The sequence below is a fragment of the uncultured Pigmentiphaga sp. genome, from assembly GCF_937950555.1.
Taxonomy (GTDB): Bacteria; Pseudomonadota; Gammaproteobacteria; order Burkholderiales; family Burkholderiaceae_B; genus Pigmentiphaga.
Genome location: NZ_CALFCW010000030.1, coordinates 357,641 through 375,558, shown reverse-complemented (window position 1 = coordinate 375,558; position 17,918 = coordinate 357,641). Strand labels below are relative to the sequence as shown.

The window sequence follows — 17,918 nt, the reverse complement described above, 5'->3', positions numbered from 1 at the left end:
AGGCGCCGCGCCCTAGCGTGCGCGAGCGCGCGTGAGCTGCGAGATATCCCGCACGGCGCCGCGATCGGCCGACGTAGCCATCATGCCGTATGCCTGCAGCGCCTGCGAAACGACGCGCCGCCGGTCGAGCGGCTTCCAGGCCTTGTCTCCACGCGCTTCCATGGCCTCGCGCCGCTTGGCCAATTCCGCGGCGTCCACGCGCAGGTTGATGATGCGGTTAGGGATGTCGATCTCGATGACGTCGCCCTCTTCCACCAGGGCGATCGTGCCGCCCTCGGCCGCTTCCGGCGACGCATGGCCGATCACCAAGCCCGAGGAGCCGCCGGAGAAACGACCGTCGGTCAGCAGCGCGCAAGACTTGCCCAGGCCCTTGGACTTGAGATAGGAGGTGGGATAGAGCATTTCCTGCATGCCCGGGCCTCCCTTGGGGCCTTCGTAGCGGATGATGACGACGTCTCCGGGCCGTACGGCATCGCCGAGGATGCCGTCGACGGCATCTTCCTGGCTCTCGAAGACGCGCGCCTTGCCCGCGAACTTCAGGATGCTCTCGTCCACGCCCGCCGTCTTGACGATGCAGCCGTTCTCGGCCAGGTTCCCATACAACACCGCCAACCCGCCGTCTTGCGAATACGCGTGGGCCTTGTCGCGGATGCACCCCGCGCTGCGGTCCAGGTCCAGTTTGTCAAAGCGCTTGTCCTGGCTAAAGGCCGTTTGCGTGGGAACGCCTCCGGGCGCAGCCCGGTAGAACGCATGGATCGAGTCATCCTTCGTGATCATGACGTCGTAGGCGGCGATCGCCTCGCCCAAGGTCTTGCTATGGACCGTGGAGACGGAAGTGTCGAGCAGGCCGGCGCGATCCAGTTCGCCCAATATGGCCATGATGCCGCCCGCGCGATGGACGTCCTCGATATGGTATTGCTGCGTGGCCGGCGCCACCTTGCACAGGCAGGGCACGCGGCGGGAAATTTGGTCGATGTCGCTCATCGTGAAGTCCACGCCGCCCTCTTGCGCCGCCGCCAACAGGTGCAGCACCGTATTGGTCGAGCCGCCCATGGCCACGTCGAGCGACATGGCATTGACGAACGCGGACTTGGTGGCGATGCTGCGCGGCAAGACCGAGGCGTCCCCCTGTTCGTAATAGCGCTTGCACAGCTCCACGGCCAGGCGCCCGGCACGCAGGAACAAATCCTTGCGGTCGGCATGCGTCGCCACGAGCGTGCCGTTGCCGGGCAAAGACAGGCCCAGCGCCTCGGTGAGGCAATTCATGGAGTTGGCCGTGAACATGCCCGAACACGATCCGCAAGTCGGACAGGCGGAACGCTCGTAATTCTCGACGTCCGCGTCGGACACGGTGGGATCGCCGGCCTTGATCATGGCGTCGATCAAGTCCACCTTGATGATCTTCTGGCCACCGACGTCCTGGGCGGGATGGTAAGCCTCGATGACTTTCCCGGCTTCCATGGGGCCGCCCGACACGAACACGGCCGGGATATTCAGCCGCATGGCAGCCATCAACATCCCCGGAGTGATCTTGTCGCAGTTGGAGATGCACACCATCGCGTCGGCGCAATGGGCGTTGACCATGTACTCGACGGAGTCGGCAATCAGCTCGCGGGAAGGCAGCGAATACAGCATGCCGCCATGGCCCATGGCAATGCCGTCATCCACCGCAATGGTGTTGAATTCCTTGGCCACGCCGCCGGCAGCCTCGATCTCGCGCGCCACCATCTGCCCCAGGTCTTTCAGGTGCACATGCCCGGGCACGAACTGCGTGAAGGAATTGACGACGGCGATGATGGGCTTGCCGAAATCTCCGTCCTTCATGCCGGTCGCGCGCCATAGCGCACGCGCCCCCGCCATATTGCGACCGTGGGTGGATGTGTGAGAACGGTATTGCGGCATGGTGGAACTCACGAGAGAAAATGACGTAACGCTCTAGTATAGGGCGGAAAGCCCCTTCACCCGGGTTGCGAGGCCGATTCTCGCAAGGCGGGGAAGAAGGCGGTCGACTTGGCAAAATAGAAAATAGTTATCGTTCCCAAATCCTTGCGTCGTTTCTCCTTGCTGGACACATGGCGGCTTCGCGCGGCGGGCCCCATACAATACCGGCATGCAGGCGCCACCTCCGCCATCGCAGCGCGGCGCCGACTGCTCGCCTACCACGGAGACTCACTCATGCCAGCACATTCGTCTTCTACCATCCGCCTCTGCATAGCCGGCGAAGGCGCCATGGGGTCGACACACGCCCGAATTTTCGCGTCCATGCCGGGCGTGGAGGTCACCGCGCTGGCCGTGGGCGACCTGCGTCGCGGCAAGCAGCTGGCCGAGCAGTGGAACATCCCTCACTGCAGCGATGATCTGGCGACCACGCTTGCCCGGCCGGACGTCGACGCCGTGGTGCTGGCCACGCCTTCCGGCCACCACGCCGAACACGCCGAATTGGCGGCGCGGCTGGGCAAACCCATGCTGATCGAAATCCCCGCCGCGCTCAACCTGGAAGACACTGAGCGCCTGGTCCGCATCCAAGCTGAAACCGGGGTGCCCATGATGGTGGCCCACAGCCGCCGGTTCGCGCCGCCCCACCAATACCTGCGCGACCGCGTCAGGAAGGGGGAGTTCCAGCTTCATCACCTCGTCTGCGAGACCTATTTCTTCCGGCGCAATAACCTCAACATGTTCGGCGAGCCCCGCACCTGGGTAGACAGCCTGCTCTGGCACCACGCTTGCCATACGGTAGACCTGTTCTGCTGGCTGCTCGATGAGACGGATGTCGAGGTCTGGGGCCAGCGAGGGCCCGACCATCCACAACTCGGCATCCCCATGGACATGACGGTGGCGATGCGCTCGCGCCAGCGCGGCACGCTGCTGACGATGGCGATGTCCTTCAACAACAAGGGGCCATTCGGCGGGTTCTACCGCTACATTGGCGAAGAAGAAACCTACCGAGCCTTTCGCGATGAGCTAAGCGACAGCGAAGGCAAGCCGGTTGACGTCCCGCAAGCCCTGCCCGCCTTCGAGGCGCAGGATGCTGAATTCATCGCTGCCTTGAAAGAGGGCCGCCCCAGCCGCTGCGACATTGCGTCGGTGCTCCCGGCCATGCGCGCGCTGGATCGAATCGATCGCATCATGCACGGAAAGGACTGAGCCTTTCCCTCAAGCGTGCCCCCTCCAACGCCGCAGCAACAGGGCATTGGACACCACGCTCACGCTGCTCAAGGCCATGGCCGCCCCGGCGATCACCGGGCTGAGCAAGCCCAGGGCGGCAAGCGGCACGCCCACCACGTTGTAGACGAAGGCCCAGAACAGGTTCTGGCGAATCTTGGCGTAGGTGCGCCGGGAGATGTCGATGGCATCTCCCACCAACGCAGGATCAGGGCGCATCAGGGTAATGCCCGCGGCGTGCATGGCGACGTCAGTGCCCGTGGACATGGCAATTCCCACGTCGGCTGCGGCCAGCGAGGGAGCATCGTTGATGCCGTCGCCGACCATGGCCACGACCGCACCGCCGCGCTTTAACTCCGTGATGGCCTCGGCCTTGTGCTCCGGCAGCACTTCGGCCCGCACATCGTCGACGCCCAAGGCTTGCGCGATGGCGTGCGCAGCCCCTGCGTTGTCGCCGGTCAAGATGACGCTACGTATGCCCTGCGCATGCAGGCTGCGCACGGCCTGAAGTGCTCCCGCCTTGAGCGTGTCGCCGAAGGCCAGCAGCCCGATGAGTGCCGGCTGGCCTCCCGCGCTCCCCACCCACGACACCGTGCGGCCTTGCGCCTGGAGTTCGGCAGCACGCGCTGCGAGCGGGCTCGTATCGACGCCGCTCTCTTGCATGAGCCTGCCGTTTCCCAGCCTGAGTTCGCGGCCATTGACGAGCCCCGCCATGCCGCGTCCTGGGACCGCGCGCAGCTGCGATGCTCGCGGCGGAACGACACCTTCACGCCTGGCTGCGGCCATCACTGCCCGCGCCAGTGGATGCTCGCTGCCCGCCTGCAGTGCTGCGGCGAGCGCAAGCAACTCAGCCGTGTTGCCCGACACCGCTTCCGCCGCCACCAATTCCGGACGTCCCTCCGTCAGGGTGCCCGTCTTGTCGAACGCCACTACCGTGACCCGGTGCGCGACCTCCAGCGCCTCGGCATCCTTGATGAGGATGCCACGGCGCGCAGCCACGCCCGTTCCGGCCATGATGGCGGCTGGGGTCGCCAGGCCCAATGCGCATGGACATGCGATGACCAGGACGGCGACCGCGTTCAAGATCGCTGCCTCCCAGTCTCCCGCCGTCAACCCCCACGCCAGCAGCGTCACCGCGGCCACGCCGACGATCGCCGGCACGAATACCTCGCTGACGCGATCCACCAGGCGTTGCACGGGCGCTTTCTTGGCCTGCGCCGATTCGACCAACCTCACGATGCGCGCGAGCATGGATTCCGCGCCAACCGCCGCGGTGCGCACGACCAGCACGCCCTCCGCGTTGACCGACCCGCCCGTGACCCGCTCGCCTTCCTGCTTGGAAATGGGCAGGCTCTCTCCAGTGATGAGCGACTCGTCCACGTGGCTCGAACCTTCCACCACCGTGCCATCCACCGGAATGCGCTCGCCCGGCCGGACCACGACGAGGTCGCCGACGCCGACGGCCGACAGCGGCACCTCGACCTCACTTTCCCCTTTGCGTACCCTCGCCACCTCGGGGCGCAAGGCGTTGAGCGCACGAATGGCTTCCGTCGTCTGGCGTTTGGCGCGCGACTCCAGCCATTTGCCCAGCAGTACCAGGGTAATGACGACTGCCGAGGCCTCGAAATACAAATGTCCCGACCCGCCATGGCGCAACAGGCGGTAGACGCTCAAGCCGTAGGCCGCGCTGGTTCCTAGCGCCACCAGCAAGTCCATGTTGCCGGAACGCGCCAGCAGCGCTTTCCAGGCGGCCCGGTAAAAGCGCGCCCCCAACCAGAATTGCACCGGGGTGGCCAGCGCCAGCTGCCACCACGCTCCCGGCATCGCGCTGATGCCGAAGGGCATCCACAGCATGGGCAGTACCAAGGGCAAAGACAAGGCCCCGGCCAGGGCGACCGGCCACCAATCGGGCCAGCGCCTGGCAGGCGCCTGCTCCGCCTCGAGCGGTCGCGCCCGGTAGCCGGCCCTTTCGATCGCCGCGGCCAGGTCTGCCCAGCCCGCCCTGGCTGCGAGCTCCACGCGCGCCGTCTCCGTCGCCAGATTCACCTCGGCCTTGACCACCCCCGGCACGCGAGACAGCGCCTTCTCCACCCTGGCCACGCACGACGCGCAGGTCATGCCCTCGATGCGCAAGTCCACGGTCTCGGCCGGCACGGCATAACCGGCCTTCTCCACCGCAGCGCGCAAGGCAGAGGGCGGTACGGTGTCGTCCGCCCTCACTTCTGCCATCTCGGTTGCCAGGTTGACGCTGGCGCTGCGCACGCCAGGCACTGCGCGCAGCGCGCGCTCCACCCTTCCCACGCACGAGGCGCAGGTCATTCCCTGCACGGGCAGCGACCAGGTCGTCTCTGGCACACCCGCCTCGGGAAGCGATTGTTCGGTCATGCTCGATCTCGATCGGGAATCGTCATGCCCGCAGTATCCAGCTTCCCACGGCGGGAAAGTCAAGCCCGCCTAGCGCCGTCCAGTCATGCGGCGCCCTCCCCCGGCGCCGAAACGGGCGCCGGGCCGAGTGGCTTGCCCCCGGGGCCGTCCATGAAGCTTTGCCAGGGTTCCGGCGCTTCCTGCCCGATGCCAGGCTTGGAGTAATCGCATACGCCCTCGGGGAAAACGGCTTCTAGCCTGGTCCATTGCTCTGGCGTGAACTCGACCGCGAAATCCGCGCGGGAAAGCGGCTTGAGCTGGCATTTCATCACGTCGCTGGCCAAGCCTTCGCCGGCGGCGACACGCGTGTCCCGGAATACCGGCCACTCGTCCACGCCCGGCCTATAGACCGCATTGTCTCCCTCTCCGGCTATGCTCGACGTGGAGGTCGGTTCGGCGGAGGTATTGCAATAAACGGGGTCGGTGCTCCATTGCGAGACATCGGCGCGCCAACATGCGTCCACGGCGAGCGCGGGTTTGTTCGCGATGATTTTCTCGCGCAGGGGCTTGTCGGACCGGTCGGCCTCTACCCTGGTCAACCATTCGTTCAGGGTGTCGAACAAACGCTCGGTGTAATTCGGCGGCGTCTGCTTATAGCGCCAAATGACGTGGTTGGCATGGTCTCCATGCTCTCGCAGAATGCGATTGCGGATCACGTAGCCGCGGAAATCGTAGTGTTCCTCCACCACGTTGAAGAAGATCGACTGAATGATCGCCACTTCGCCGAGGTACTTGCCGTGCGCCACTCGCCCGGACCGATGGGCGATCTCGGCCGCACCCGGGTCGGCCTTCATGCGCGTCGGCTGCCAGCGGCCGTTGATGTCGTATCCGCCGATCTGCTCATTCAGGGCAACGAACTGTTCCGGCGAAATCTTGCCCTCGTTGAGCGCGCGCAAACCGTACAGGATGCCGACGTTATCGAGCGGCGTCTTGGCATATCCGGTGTGGTCGCGGGGTCCGAACACGGCAATGTTGAAATCCTGCAAGGTGCAGCGGATGCCAGCCAGGTTGCCCTCGGACCACACGTTCCAATGCGTTCCGCAACCCGCGCCGCCCACGGAAGGATCCATGTAGAACGGGGTCCTGGACGCCATGTTGGTGTTCGCAGGCCCCTCGCAGACCTGCTCGTAGACGTGGCCGTTGACGTGTGCCTTCTGCATGATGGTGAACGGCTCGCCGGCGTCCTTGCGTGCGTCATAGAATCGCTTGAGCAGTCCGCAATCGGCGAACTCGCGGGCCGTCGTCCACGTATCTTGCCAGCCATCGCTGGGCAGTATGCCCTGGAGCAGGCCAGGATAATTGGAAGCATGCAAATGCTGCTGGTGCGCACCGCCCGATGAGCCGTCCGCCGTGGTGAACCGGATCTCACCGTAGTTTTCGGTGATGTGCTCCTTGAGCATCATCACCGTTTCGGCCGACGTGACGTCGTTGCAATGCGTCCCGTATTGGGTCATCTCCGACGAAGCCACCATGAACCCGCGGCTCAACGCCACGTGATCGAGAACATTCCCGGGATTCCCCTGCCGGCGGCCGAACTCACAGCCCGAGCCGAATTTCCAGTGCAGCTTGCCGTTCCATGAAGCCGGCCGGGCGTACGGCGTCCACCCCTTCGTCGGATCTTCCGGGTTCGCCAGATATGCGATGTCGTACTTGCCGCGATTGATCACGCCTCGCTCGATGCGCACGATGTACGGCACCGTGTTTCCTTCATCCGTCGTAGTGCGGGCGATTTGCTCGGGCGGCGGTGGGTTGCTCGGGTCATAGACGGCAAAGGTCCCGTCCAGGGTTCGATACCGGTAGCGATAGACCGGTTCTGCGATATTGCATTGCTCGTCGAGCGGTTCGCCCAAATCCGGGTTGTCGGGCGTCGGGGAGGCAACCTTGGTCGTGCATTCCCAATACCCCACTTGGGGCCCGGAGAAAACCGGGCCGCCGATCGGATGATTCTTGATGACGAGGTGTGCCGTTGCATCCCCGGCTCGCGCCACAAGCGTGTTGCCGCCTTCCACCAAGCCCTCTACCAGCCCCATGTAGCGGCCGTTCTCTCTCAAGGCAAAGGCGTCGGTGACGTCCTTGCCATTGAGCACCATCCGGATTTGCTCCGCACGTACCGAGGCCGAATCCGGGATCTTCACCTCGACCAGGGCCTGCCCGCCCGAGATCAAATCGGCTCGATTGCCGAGGACGGATATCTCCAGCGGAACCGCGGGAGGACTGCCATCCCCCGATGACCCGCCGCTTCCGCCGCATCCTGCCAGCACCGCGGCAACCAATGTGCATCCCAGCGCAATTGGAATCGTGTTCATGGACTCCTGTCTCCTTTGTTCGTAGCGTCTTCATCCACGTCCTGAACCGCTCGGGCGGATAGTAAGATTGGTTCTCATCGAGTGCATCGCTTTTTTTGGGTGGAGTAATCGATAATGCAAATAACTGACCAAAATCTCTCGACCCGACAAATCCGCGCCTTTCTTGCACTGGCCGAGCACAAGAACTTCACCCGGGCGGCGCAACAGTGCCATCTGTCGCAGTCTGCCTTCAGCACCCTGATACGAACCTTGGAAGACGCGCTCGGCGTCCGGCTGTTCGACCGCGATACCCGCCGCGTGGAATTGACCCCCGAGGGTAGGCTGTTCATGAGTGGTGCGACGCGTGTCCTGGTCAGCCTGCGCGACGCCCTTGAAGACCTCGGCGAACACGCGGCGGGCCGGCGCGGGCGTGCCAGCGTCGCCGCCCTCCCGTCGCTGGCCGCAGGCTGGATGCCGGGCGTATTGGCCGAGTTCCGCAACGCCTACCCCGGCATCCAGGTAGACGTGGCGGACGTCTTGTCCGAAAGTTGCGTCGAATTCGTCCGCAGTGGACGCGCCGATTTTGCATTGGCGTCCATGCGCACGGTCGGCCCTGAGCTGCTTGCCGAACCGTTCTGCCAGGACGGCTTCTACCTGGTCTGCCGCAAAGACCATCCGCTGTCCCGCCGCCGGAACGTCACGCTGGCGGCACTGGGCGGCGAGCCGTTCATTCACCTCTCGCAAGACAGCAGCGTGCGCCAGCACATCGAGGCCGCCATCCATCCGGCAAAGATGAACGGAATCATGGAGCTCGATCAACTGAGTACCGTGGCGGGCATGGTGCGGGCGGGGCTTGGCATTACCGTCGTACCTGCGCTGACGCTGTTCCACTTCGACAGTCCCGATCTTTCGGCCCAACCCATCGAGACGCCCGGCCTGATGCGCGAGGTATACGTCATCCGGCGCCGCGATCGGAGCATGTCCATCGCGGCCCAGGTCCTGCTCGATTTCATGCTTCGCCGCCAACCCGGCGTGGGAAACGGCCGTCGCTCCCGCAAAAAGCTGCTCGTGCTTCCCGCGGACAAGCGACATTGATCTGTTTCTTCAATCATTTATTCCAAATAATCCATTTCCCGAAAAATTCCCCTACTCCTATCGTCTCTACCTGACCGGTTGAGGACCTCAACCGGCCGTCGGGTCCAAGACATCGTTCCGGAGCGCATGCACTCTTCTTCCCTCTCCTCTCCCGCCCTGCACATCGGATCGGGCGCAGGTTTTTCCGGGGATCGCTGGGACGCCGCAGGTCCCGTGGTCCGCACGCTGCTCCAGCACGACGGCCCGCGCGCGCTGATATTCGAAACGCTGGCCGAGCGCACGCTGGCATTGGCACAGTTGCAACGCAAACAGCATCCCGAGGCGGGCTGGGAGCCGTCGCTCGAGCGTTTCGTCGCGCCGGTGCTTGCCGAATGCGTGCGCGGCGGAATTCCCATCATCGGCAACTTCGGCGCCGCCCATCCCCACGGAGCGGCCAAACGGCTCCAGGCGCTCGCGGCCTCCCTGGGGCTTCCCGCCTTGCGCATCGCCGTCGTCACCGGTGACGACCTGCTCACGACACTCCCGCCCGAGCGCATGAGCACGCTGTTGGCCGGCGCGGGCATCGAACGGCCGCTGGTCAGTGCGAACGCCTACCTGGGCGCCCACGAGATTGCGCAAGCGCTTCGCGCCGGGGCCCAGATCGTCGTGACGGGGCGCGTCGCGGATCCTGCCCTGGCGCTCGGCCCGATGATCGCCTGCTTCGGCTGGGCCCACGACGACTGGGACCGCCTTGCTGCCGGGACCATGGCCGGCCACCTACTGGAATGCGGTGCGCAGGTCTGCGGCGGCTATTTCGCCGACCCGGGATACAAGGACGTGCCCGACCTTGCGAACGTCGGCTTCCCCATCGTGGAAATGCATGCCGACGCCCGCTTCGTCGTGACCAAGGCAGCCGGTACCGGAGGATGCGTGGACCGCCGTACGGTCATTGAACAATTGCTGTACGAAATCCATGACCCCAGCGCCTACCTCACGCCAGACGTGGTCGCCGACATCAGCGAAGCCGAGGTTTGCGAACAGGCGCCGAACCGGGTCGAGATTTCCGGCGTGCGCGGGCACCCTCGTCCCGCGACGCTCAAGGCAACGCTTTGCTATGAAGGCGGCTGGCTGGCGGAAGGCGAGATTTCCTACGCCGGCCCGAACGCCGCCGCACGCGCCCGCCTGGCCGCCGACGTCGTGCGCGAGCGCCTCCGCCGCCTCGGCCTGGGACACCTCAAGCTGCGTGCCGACATCATCGGCATCTCGAGCGTCTTCGGCGCTGACCACGAACCGATGGCGGAGCGGACAGCCCCGGCCGCACCGGAGGGCGAAGACTTGCGCCTGCGCATCGCCGCTGCCGCGCCTTCCCGAGCGGAAGCGGAGCAGGTCACGCGCGAGGTCCTGGCGCTCTATACCTGTGGGCCGGCCGCGGGCGGGGGCGTACGCACCGCGGTCACGCCGCGCCTGGCGAGTGGTTCATGCCAGGTGCCACGGGAATGGCTCACGCCCGCCTGGGAGTTCGCAGCATGAGCCTGCAGACCATCCGATTGCACCAGCTGGCCCATGCGCGCGCCGGAGACAAAGGCAACCGCGCCTCGATCAGCGTCATTGCCTATGATCCCGTGCATTGGCCGGTCCTCGTCGAGCAGGTCACCGAAGCGCGCGTAGCGGAACTGTTCGCGTCACGCACGCCGACGGAGGTCAAGCGCTACCTACTGCCTCGACTCTTCGCCATGAACTTCGTGTTGGACGACGTGCTCGACGGCGGCGTCAACGACTCCCTCAACCTCGATACCCACGGAAAGGCGCTATCGAGCCTGCTGTTGACGCTGACCATTACCATCGACGATAAGGAGACACCATGAACGCACCCTTGATCCCGCGCCTTGCCCTGCTCACCCTCGCGCTGTCGGCCGTCCCGGCTTCCCATGCGCAGGCATACCCCGAACGGCCCATCACGTTCGTGGTTCCGTTCGCCGCCGCCAGCGCGACTGACCAGATCGCGCGCGCCATCGGGCAGGCCGTTTCCGAAGCGACGGGACAGCCCGTCGTCGTCGAAAACAAGCCCGGCGCCAATTCGTTCATCGGCGCGCAGGCGGTGGCCCGTGCCAAGAACGACGGCTACACGGTGTTGATCACCACCAATACGACGCACGCGGCCAACGAACATTTGTTCAAGAAATTGCCCTACGACCCGGTCAAAGATTTCGAACCGGTCACCCTGCTGGGCAAGGGCGGACAAATCATGGTCGTGCCCCCCAGCCTCCCCGTGAACAACGTCAAGGAATTCATCGCGCTCGCCAAGGCGCAACCGGGCAAACTTTCATTCGGGTTTGGCAGTTCGTCCAGCCGGGTGGCCGGCGAACTGTTCAAGCAGATGACCGAAACCGAGATCGTCCCGGTCCCGTACCGCAGCAATCCCATGGGGGTGACCGACCTGATGGGCGGGCAGATACAAGTCATGTGGACGGACATGACCACGGGCCTGCCGCAGGCCAAGAACGGCAACCTCAAGGCGCTAGGCGTGACGACCTCCACGCGCAGCCCGCTCGCGCCGGACGTCCCCACCATCGCCGAATCGGGCGTCCCTGGGTATGAATCGACATATTGGTTCGCGGCCTACGTGCCTGCCGGCACGCCGCCCGCCATCGTCACCCGCCTCAACGAGCTGCTGACCGCGGCGGTCAAGACGCCCACTGCCGGGAAGTTCTACGACCCGACTGGCACCGAGCGCGTGACCAGCACGCCCGACGAGTTGCGCCGCTTCCAGGCCGAAGAATCCCGCAAATGGGCCCAGATCATTGCCAAGGCGGGCATAGAGAAGGAATGAACGGGCCGGCCGCCCGCGTCAGGAAGTTGGCGGGGCGGCCTCTCCCTCGGCGATCGCGCGGGCCGGTACCTCGTCCAAGCGCGGAGCCGGCGGCAAGCCCGTCACCTCCAAGATTTCCTTCTCGTCCAGCGTTTCCCTTTCCAACAGGGCACGCACCAGCGCATCGAGCTGTGCCCGGTGCTCGCGCAACAGGCTCAGTGCGCGTTCGTGGCAGCTGTGGATGATGCGCTGGACTTCCAAATCCACCAGGCGGGCCGTCTCTTCGCTGCAAGCTAGCTCGCCTGGGCCTGCGCCCCCGAGGTAGGGGTTCTGCCTTGGTGCGAGCTGTACCATGCCCAGCTTGTCGCTCATGCCCCAGCGCATCACCATGTTGCGCGCAAGGTGGGTAGCTTGCTCGATGTCGCTCTCGGCCCCCGTGGTGCGCGTGCCATAAACGACCTCCTCTGCCGCCCTTCCTCCCAGCATGCCGACGATCCGCGCCAGCAGATAGGCCTCGGGATAGTTGTAGCGGTCGGTCTGCGGGCGCTGGTAGGTCACGCCCAGCGCCTGCCCGCGCGGCACGATGGTTACCCGGTGCACCGGGTCTGCGCCCGGCACGAGCAGGCCGAGAATGGCGTGCCCGCCTTCGTGATACGCGATGCGTTCGCGGTCGGCATGACTCAGGAGCAGCGGCCGCTCGGGCCCCAGCACGATTTTTTCCAGCGCGTCGTTGAAATCCTTCTGGCGCACCTCGTTCTGGTCGCGACGCGCCGCCAGCAACGCGGCCTCGTTCACCAGGTTCTTCAAGTCCGCGCCGGACAGGCCGGGCGTGGTCGAGGCAAGCTCGGCCAAATCCACGTCGGCCGCCAGGGGCGTCTTGCGCGTATGGACCTTGAGGATGGCTTCGCGCCCGTTCTTGTCCGGCAGGTTGACGACCACGCGACGGTCGAAGCGGCCGGGCCGCAGCAAGGCCTTGTCGAGCACGTCGGGTTGGTTGGTCGCGGCGAGCACGATGACGCCTTCCCTCCCCGAGAAACCGTCCATCTCGGTCAGGATCTGGTTCAGCGTCTGCTCTTGCTCGCTCGACCCTCCCAACGCCACCTGGCCCCGCGCGCGGCCAATGGAGTCGATCTCGTCGATGAAGATGATGGACGGAGCATGTTCGCGTGCCTGCTTGAACAAATCCCGCACGCGCGCGGCCCCGACGCCGACGATCATTTCCACGAACTCGGCGGCGCTCATGGAGAAAAACGGCACGCCCGCCTCACCGGCGACCGCCTTGGCCAGCAGGGTCTTGCCCGTGCCCGGCGCGCCCACGAGCAACACGCCCTTGGGAGCCGAGCCGCCCAGCCGGGTGTACTTGGCTGGATTCTTGAGGAAATCCACGACCTCGACCAGCTCATTTTCGGCCTCATCGATTCCGGCCACGTCCTCGAACGTGACGCGCTCCCCTCCTTCCAGGTCGTACCGCCGCGCTTTGCTTTTGCCCAGGCCGAACATGGTCGACCCCATGCCGCCCTGGCGGGACGCGCGGCGATACAGCCAGACGTAGAACGCGATGATGAAAATCGCCGGCCCGAACCCAAAGATGAGCGTGGCGAGCCAATTGTTATCCTGGATGGGCTGCGCGCTGATCTCGACTTTGTGGTCGATCAGGAATTTCTCAAACCCGGGATCGACAAACACCGGCAACGTGCTCTCGAACGTCGTCGACGTGCGCGGCACCTGGGAAGGAGCGGCCCCCCGCACCGGCGCTTCGGTATCCGCGCGGGGCCAGGTGACCGCATTGACGAAGCGGCCCTCGATGCGCTCTCCCTGGCTGTAAATGGCAGTCACGTTGCCCTTGGCCACCTCCTCCTTGAAGACGGTGTAGGGGATCGTGACCGGTTCGTCGGCGCCGGTAGCGAGAAAGCGCGCCACGAGGTAATTGACGAGCAACACCAGGAGAAAGATGAGCCATACCCGCCGCGGGGGCATGGTCGGGCTGCCGAGCGGCCGGTTTCCCGGCCCCTGGCGCCCTCCCGGCAGACCCGGTTTATTCTGCTTCGGCTGACTCGGCCATTTCATGGAATCGCACTCCGAACCTGAGGTTTTGGCAGAACCCAAGCATACCCTGCGCCGCTGGCCCACTGGCCTCGCACGCGTCGGACGGCGCCCCGTCAGGCACTGCGGCGGCCCGCCTGCTCGCGGGCATTCCGGATGGGACGCTTCTGCGCCCGAGCCTTGGCTTCGGCCACGACGACGTCCCTGAACGCCTGGACGGCAGGCGAGGCCGGCTGCCCTCGCTTCGAAAGAATGCCCACCTGCCTGCTCAACAACGGCTCGACCAGCTCAACGCTGACCAGGCCATGCCCTGCCGGCCCGGCCAACCCGTGTGCCGGCACGGCGCCCACGCCGAGCCCCGCCTGGATCACGCTCAACAGCGCCGGCACATGCAGCACTTCCCCTATCCACCGCGGCCGCGCCGCGAGCTGGGCCAGCCCCTGGTCGATCAGCAGCCGGTTGCCGCTCCCGGAAGCCAGGCCGATGCAGTCCACGTCGGCCAATTCCGCCCACCGCACCCGGCGCCGTTGCGCCAGCGGATGGTCAGGCCGACAAGCCAGCACGAACGGCTCCCGCGCCAGCTCTTGGAACTCAAGGTCTGGCTCGCGGATGCCGAGGTAGCTGATGCCGAAGTCCGCCTCCGATCGTGAAACCGCGAGCAGCACGTCAGTCGCGGATTGATCCAGCACCCGGAGCCGGATACGCGGGAAACGCGCATGAAAAATGCTGGCGGCGCGGGCAACGAAGTTATCGACGGCAGAGGGAATGCACGCCACCGTGACCAGCCCACGTATGCGCTCCGACAGATCGACCATCCCTAGCAAGGCGCCCTCCAATTCGGAAAGCACGTGCTGGGCGCGGGGAAGAAAGGCACGGCCCATCGCGTTGAGCTCGACCTTCCTGGTGCTGCGCTCGAATAAGCGCATGCCGAGCGCCTGCTCGAGCTTGTCCACGCGCCGCGACAACGCCGGTTGCGAGACGTGCAGAGACTGCGCCGCGGCGCGGAAGCTGCCTAGCTGCGCCACCGTCACGAAGGCCCGAAGATCGGAGAGATCGAAATTCATACGATCAACGTATCAATTGAAAGAATTTTTGCAATTTACTTGATTAGCCGATGCGGCAATGATGCGCGTCGAACACGGTCATGAATTCGATAACGATTACGGAGGCATTTCATGCAGCGACGATTCGTCCTCAAGGCTGGCGCGGCCCTCTGGTGCGCCTCGATGTGCACGCCCGCGGGGGCAGACACCGCCTATCCGACCAAGCCAGTTACCGTCATCGTGCCCTATGCCCCGGGCGGCCAAGGAGACGTGTTTGCCCGTTTGCTCGCCCAGGATTTGTCGCAGGCGCTCGGGCAATCCGTGATCGTGGAAAACCGGCCCGGCGCCAGCGGCGCGCTCGGTACCCGGCAGGTTACCCGCGCAACGCCCGACGGCCATACCTTGCTGCTCGGCCAAACCGGCGAAATCGCCATCAACGGCTTCGCGATGAAAGACCCGGGCTACGATGCCCAAAAAGACCTGCGCGCGATCGCCCTAGTCGGAAACGCTCCGCTGGTGCTCGCCGTTCCTGCCAACTCGCCCTTCGGCAGCGTCGAAGAACTGCTGCAAGCGGCGCGCACCAAACCCGGAACCATCGCCTACGCTTCATCGGGAACCGCGACGCCCGGCCACCTGGCCGCCGCTGAGCTCGCATCGCGCGCGAAGGTCGACATGACGCACATCCCATACAAGGGCGCGGGCCAGGCCATCTCTGACCTGATCGGCGGCCAAGTGCATTGCTTCTTTGCCAGCGCTTCGTCCATCATGCCCCACATCCAGGGCGGGCGAGTGCGGGCGCTGGCGGTCTCGTCGCTCGAACCGGTGGCAGCGCTGCCGGGAGTGCCGACGGTCGCGCAAATCCTGCCGGGGTTCGAATTCAGTCTATGGGGCGGTTATTTCGCACCGGCCGCGACGCCGACCCGCATCGTCGAGCTGCTTGCCGGCCACATCAATCGGATCACGCAGAAACCGGAACTGCGCAGCCGGTTCCAGGCCGAAGGCAGCGCGGTCGACCCGATGCCGCCGGAGCGTTTCAGCCAGTTCGTGCGCGCCGAAATGGCCAAGTACGAGCGCCTGGTCAAGAGCACCCAAGCCCGCATCGACTAAGACGGCCCTAGGGCAAGACCATCGCCCTCCCACACCAGGTATCTATCATGAAAATCGTCATCCTTCCCGGCGACGGAATCGGTCCCGAAACCATGGCGGCCACCGTCGAAGTCCTGCACGCGGCGTCGCAGCGCTTCGGTTTGAACCTTGCCCTGGAACACGATGTTGCCGGGCATGAAAGCCTGCAGCGGCACGGCGCGACCGTCACCCCCGCGCTGCTCGAGAAAGTGCGCGCTGCCGATGGCCTCATGCTCGGCCCCATGGCCACCTTTGACTTCAAGGACGAAAGCAAGGGCGAAATCAACCCCTCGATGTTCTTCCGCAAGGAACTCGACCTGTACGCCAACATCCGCCCGGCCCGTACATGGCGCGGCGTGCCGCACAAGGTCGACGAGTTCGATCTCGTCGTCGTGCGCGAGAACACCGAGGGCTTTTACGCCGACCGCAATATCGTCTCGGGCCGCAGCGAGATGCTGGTCACCGAAGACGTGGTCGTATCCCTGCGCCGCATCACGCGGGCCTGCTGCGCACGCATCGCCCGCGCGGCCTTCGAGCTGGCCCGCGCGCGACGCAAGCACGTCAGCATCGTCCACAAGGCCAACGTTCTCAAGGTCGGCGATGGCATGTTCATCGAAGAGTGCCGAAAGGTCGCGCAGGAATTCCCCGATGTCACCGTGGACGATTTCATCGTCGATGCCATGATGGCGCACGTGGTCCGCGCACCGCAGCGCTTCGATGTCATCGTCACCACCAACATGTTCGGCGACATCCTGTCCGACCTCACCGCCGAGCTGTCCGGCAGCCTGGGCCTGGGCGGATCGCTCAACATGGGCGCCCGGCACGCCATGGGGCAGGCCGCACACGGCTCGGCGCCCGACATCGCCGGCCAGAACATTGCCAACCCGTTCTCGCTGATCCTCTCGGCGGGCCAATTGCTCGATTGGCATGGGCGCCGCACCGGCCAGGCCGCATACGTCGCCGCCGCCGATGCCATCGTGCGGACCGCGGCCGCCGCCGTGGAGGCCGGGGAATCGACGCGCGACGTGGGCGGCAATCTCGGCACCGCCGAGACGGGGCGCGCCTTTGCGAAACGTTTGCTGGGGGCCGAGCCATGAACCCGAACGCCGCCGACGTGCGGGCCGGCATGCCGGCCCGCGCCTGCGATTGCCACACCCACGTCATCGGCCCCACCGAAAACTATCCCATGGTCGCAAACCGACACTACACGCCGGGGCCGGCCTCGGCGGCTCAACTTCGGGAGCACCTGGAACACATGGGCATGGCGCGCGTGGTCATCGTCCAGCCCAGCGTCTACGGCACGGACAACCAGTGTCTCATCGATGCGCTCCAAGCACTCGATGGACGCGCGCGCGGCGTGGCGGTCATCGACGCAGGCTTCTCCGTCACGCGGCTGCGCTTGCTGCACGAAGCCGGCGTACGCGGCGTGCGCGTCAACCTGGAAAGCGCCGGGCTGCATGACGCCGGACACGCCGAACGAGCCCTCGTCACCGTCTGCGCCCGGGTCGCCGAACTCGGCTGGCACGTGCAGCTCTATGCCGCCCATGGCGTGATCGCGGCGCTTGGCGACAAACTGGCGACCCTGCCATGCCCCGTCGTATTGGATCACTTCGCCATGGCACCGTGGTCCCCGGCAAATGCCAAGGCTCTGATCCGTTGGCTGCAGTCTGGGCGCGTCCATTTGAAGCTGTCGGCCCCGTATCGCCTCGCGACCCCCGGAGACGCCGCGCGGTGGGCGCAGGCCCTGTGCAAGGAGGCCCCCGGCGCCTTGCTGTGGGGCAGCGACTGGCCGCACACCGCCCGCGCCCCGGGCAAAGCGCCGCATGAAGTCAGCCCTTACCGGCAAATTGCCCCGGCGCAGCTGCTCGAAGACATTGGCGCGTGGCTGCCGACCCCCGGGCTGCGCCAAACCGTGCTAGCCGACAATCCAGACCGGCTTTATTGGAATTGACG

13 protein-coding genes are annotated in these 17,918 nt (G+C 65.5%); 8 read left to right on the top strand and 5 right to left on the bottom strand.

What is annotated here, in order from left to right; translation table 11 throughout:
- Positions 1–12 precede the first annotated feature (12 nt).
- Positions 13–1,902: a dihydroxy-acid dehydratase gene (gene ilvD / locus Q0319_RS08330; RefSeq protein WP_296465613.1), complete on the bottom strand. Its 1,890-nt coding sequence runs from the start codon at positions 1,900–1,902 to the stop codon at positions 13–15.
- A gap of 273 nt (positions 1,903–2,175) precedes the next feature.
- On the opposite strand from ilvD, the gene Q0319_RS08325 reads away from it, so the two are divergent.
- Positions 2,176–3,144 carry a Gfo/Idh/MocA family oxidoreductase gene (locus Q0319_RS08325; RefSeq protein ID WP_296465616.1) on the top strand — a complete coding sequence of 323 codons (969 nt, stop codon included), beginning with the start codon at positions 2,176–2,178 and terminating at the stop codon, positions 3,142–3,144.
- Positions 3,145–3,153: 9 nt separating this feature from the next.
- Here Q0319_RS08325 and Q0319_RS08320 read toward each other — a convergent pair whose 3' ends face one another.
- Positions 3,154–5,547, bottom strand: coding sequence for a heavy metal translocating P-type ATPase (locus Q0319_RS08320; RefSeq protein ID WP_299451749.1), 2,394 nt, complete (start codon positions 5,545–5,547; stop codon positions 3,154–3,156).
- A gap of 83 nt (positions 5,548–5,630) precedes the next feature.
- Positions 5,631–7,892 (bottom strand): DUF6351 family protein, encoded by a 2,262-nt coding sequence (locus tag Q0319_RS08315; protein ID WP_299451748.1) that lies wholly within the window; start codon positions 7,890–7,892, stop codon positions 5,631–5,633.
- A gap of 114 nt (positions 7,893–8,006) precedes the next feature.
- Between Q0319_RS08315 and Q0319_RS08310 the strand changes: the two genes are divergently transcribed.
- From Q0319_RS08310 to Q0319_RS08295, 4 genes are all read left to right on the top strand, one after another.
- On the top strand, positions 8,007–8,966 hold the full coding sequence (locus Q0319_RS08310) for a LysR family transcriptional regulator (RefSeq protein ID WP_296465624.1): 960 nt from the start codon (positions 8,007–8,009) through the stop codon (positions 8,964–8,966).
- A gap of 126 nt (positions 8,967–9,092) precedes the next feature.
- Positions 9,093–10,475 carry an acyclic terpene utilization AtuA family protein gene (locus tag Q0319_RS08305; RefSeq protein ID WP_296465627.1) on the top strand — a complete coding sequence of 461 codons (1,383 nt, stop codon included), beginning with the start codon at positions 9,093–9,095 and terminating at the stop codon, positions 10,473–10,475.
- Complete coding sequence (locus Q0319_RS08300) at positions 10,472–10,810, top strand: hypothetical protein (RefSeq protein ID WP_296465630.1); 339 nt, start codon at positions 10,472–10,474, stop codon at positions 10,808–10,810. Before Q0319_RS08305 ends, Q0319_RS08300 begins: the two co-directional genes overlap by 4 nt.
- Positions 10,807–11,775 (top strand): tripartite tricarboxylate transporter substrate binding protein, encoded by a 969-nt coding sequence (locus Q0319_RS08295; RefSeq protein ID WP_296465633.1) that lies wholly within the window; start codon positions 10,807–10,809, stop codon positions 11,773–11,775. The genes Q0319_RS08300 and Q0319_RS08295 overlap by 4 nt, the downstream gene beginning before the upstream one ends.
- Before the next feature lie 18 nt (positions 11,776–11,793).
- Here the strand turns inward: Q0319_RS08295 and ftsH are convergent, their stop codons facing one another.
- Positions 11,794–13,821, bottom strand: coding sequence for an ATP-dependent zinc metalloprotease FtsH (ftsH, locus tag Q0319_RS08290; protein WP_296465636.1), 2,028 nt, complete (start codon positions 13,819–13,821; stop codon positions 11,794–11,796).
- Between the two features lie 92 nt (positions 13,822–13,913).
- Positions 13,914–14,861 carry a LysR family transcriptional regulator gene (locus Q0319_RS08285; protein WP_296465640.1) on the bottom strand — a complete coding sequence of 316 codons (948 nt, stop codon included), beginning with the start codon at positions 14,859–14,861 and terminating at the stop codon, positions 13,914–13,916.
- 111 nt (positions 14,862–14,972) lie between these two features.
- Here Q0319_RS08285 and Q0319_RS08280 point away from each other — a divergent pair, with 111 nt between their 5' ends.
- From Q0319_RS08280 to Q0319_RS08270, 3 genes are read left to right on the top strand one after another with little or no spacing between them, the layout of a single operon-like run.
- Entirely contained in the window at positions 14,973–15,947 is a 975-nt protein-coding gene (locus Q0319_RS08280) for a tripartite tricarboxylate transporter substrate binding protein (protein WP_296465643.1), read from the top strand.
- A gap of 47 nt (positions 15,948–15,994) precedes the next feature.
- On the top strand, positions 15,995–17,062 hold the full coding sequence (locus Q0319_RS08275) for an isocitrate/isopropylmalate family dehydrogenase (RefSeq protein ID WP_299451743.1): 1,068 nt from the start codon (positions 15,995–15,997) through the stop codon (positions 17,060–17,062).
- Complete coding sequence (locus tag Q0319_RS08270) at positions 17,059–17,916, top strand: amidohydrolase family protein (protein ID WP_299451741.1); 858 nt, start codon at positions 17,059–17,061, stop codon at positions 17,914–17,916. The genes Q0319_RS08275 and Q0319_RS08270 overlap by 4 nt, the downstream gene beginning before the upstream one ends.
- The last annotated feature ends 2 nt before the right edge of the window (positions 17,917–17,918 follow it).

What these genes read in the sequence shown, in the direction of transcription:
- ilvD (WP_296465613.1), bottom strand. Translation starts at nt 1,902, where the DNA reads ATGCCGCAATACCGTTCTCACACATCCACCCACGGTCGCAATATGGCG.
- Q0319_RS08325 (WP_296465616.1), top strand. Translation starts at nt 2,176, where the DNA reads ATGCCAGCACATTCGTCTTCTACCATCCGCCTCTGCATAGCCGGCGAA.
- Q0319_RS08320 (WP_299451749.1), bottom strand. Translation starts at nt 5,547, where the DNA reads ATGACCGAACAATCGCTTCCCGAGGCGGGTGTGCCAGAGACGACCTGG.
- Q0319_RS08315 (WP_299451748.1), bottom strand. Translation starts at nt 7,892, where the DNA reads ATGAACACGATTCCAATTGCGCTGGGATGCACATTGGTTGCCGCGGTG.
- Q0319_RS08310 (WP_296465624.1), top strand. Translation starts at nt 8,007, where the DNA reads ATGCAAATAACTGACCAAAATCTCTCGACCCGACAAATCCGCGCCTTT.
- Q0319_RS08305 (WP_296465627.1), top strand. Translation starts at nt 9,093, where the DNA reads ATGCACTCTTCTTCCCTCTCCTCTCCCGCCCTGCACATCGGATCGGGC.
- Q0319_RS08300 (WP_296465630.1), top strand. Translation starts at nt 10,472, where the DNA reads ATGAGCCTGCAGACCATCCGATTGCACCAGCTGGCCCATGCGCGCGCC.
- Q0319_RS08295 (WP_296465633.1), top strand. Translation starts at nt 10,807, where the DNA reads ATGAACGCACCCTTGATCCCGCGCCTTGCCCTGCTCACCCTCGCGCTG.
- ftsH (WP_296465636.1), bottom strand. Translation starts at nt 13,821, where the DNA reads ATGAAATGGCCGAGTCAGCCGAAGCAGAATAAACCGGGTCTGCCGGGA.
- Q0319_RS08285 (WP_296465640.1), bottom strand. Translation starts at nt 14,861, where the DNA reads ATGAATTTCGATCTCTCCGATCTTCGGGCCTTCGTGACGGTGGCGCAG.
- Q0319_RS08280 (WP_296465643.1), top strand. Translation starts at nt 14,973, where the DNA reads ATGCAGCGACGATTCGTCCTCAAGGCTGGCGCGGCCCTCTGGTGCGCC.
- Q0319_RS08275 (WP_299451743.1), top strand. Translation starts at nt 15,995, where the DNA reads ATGAAAATCGTCATCCTTCCCGGCGACGGAATCGGTCCCGAAACCATG.
- Q0319_RS08270 (WP_299451741.1), top strand. Translation starts at nt 17,059, where the DNA reads ATGAACCCGAACGCCGCCGACGTGCGGGCCGGCATGCCGGCCCGCGCC.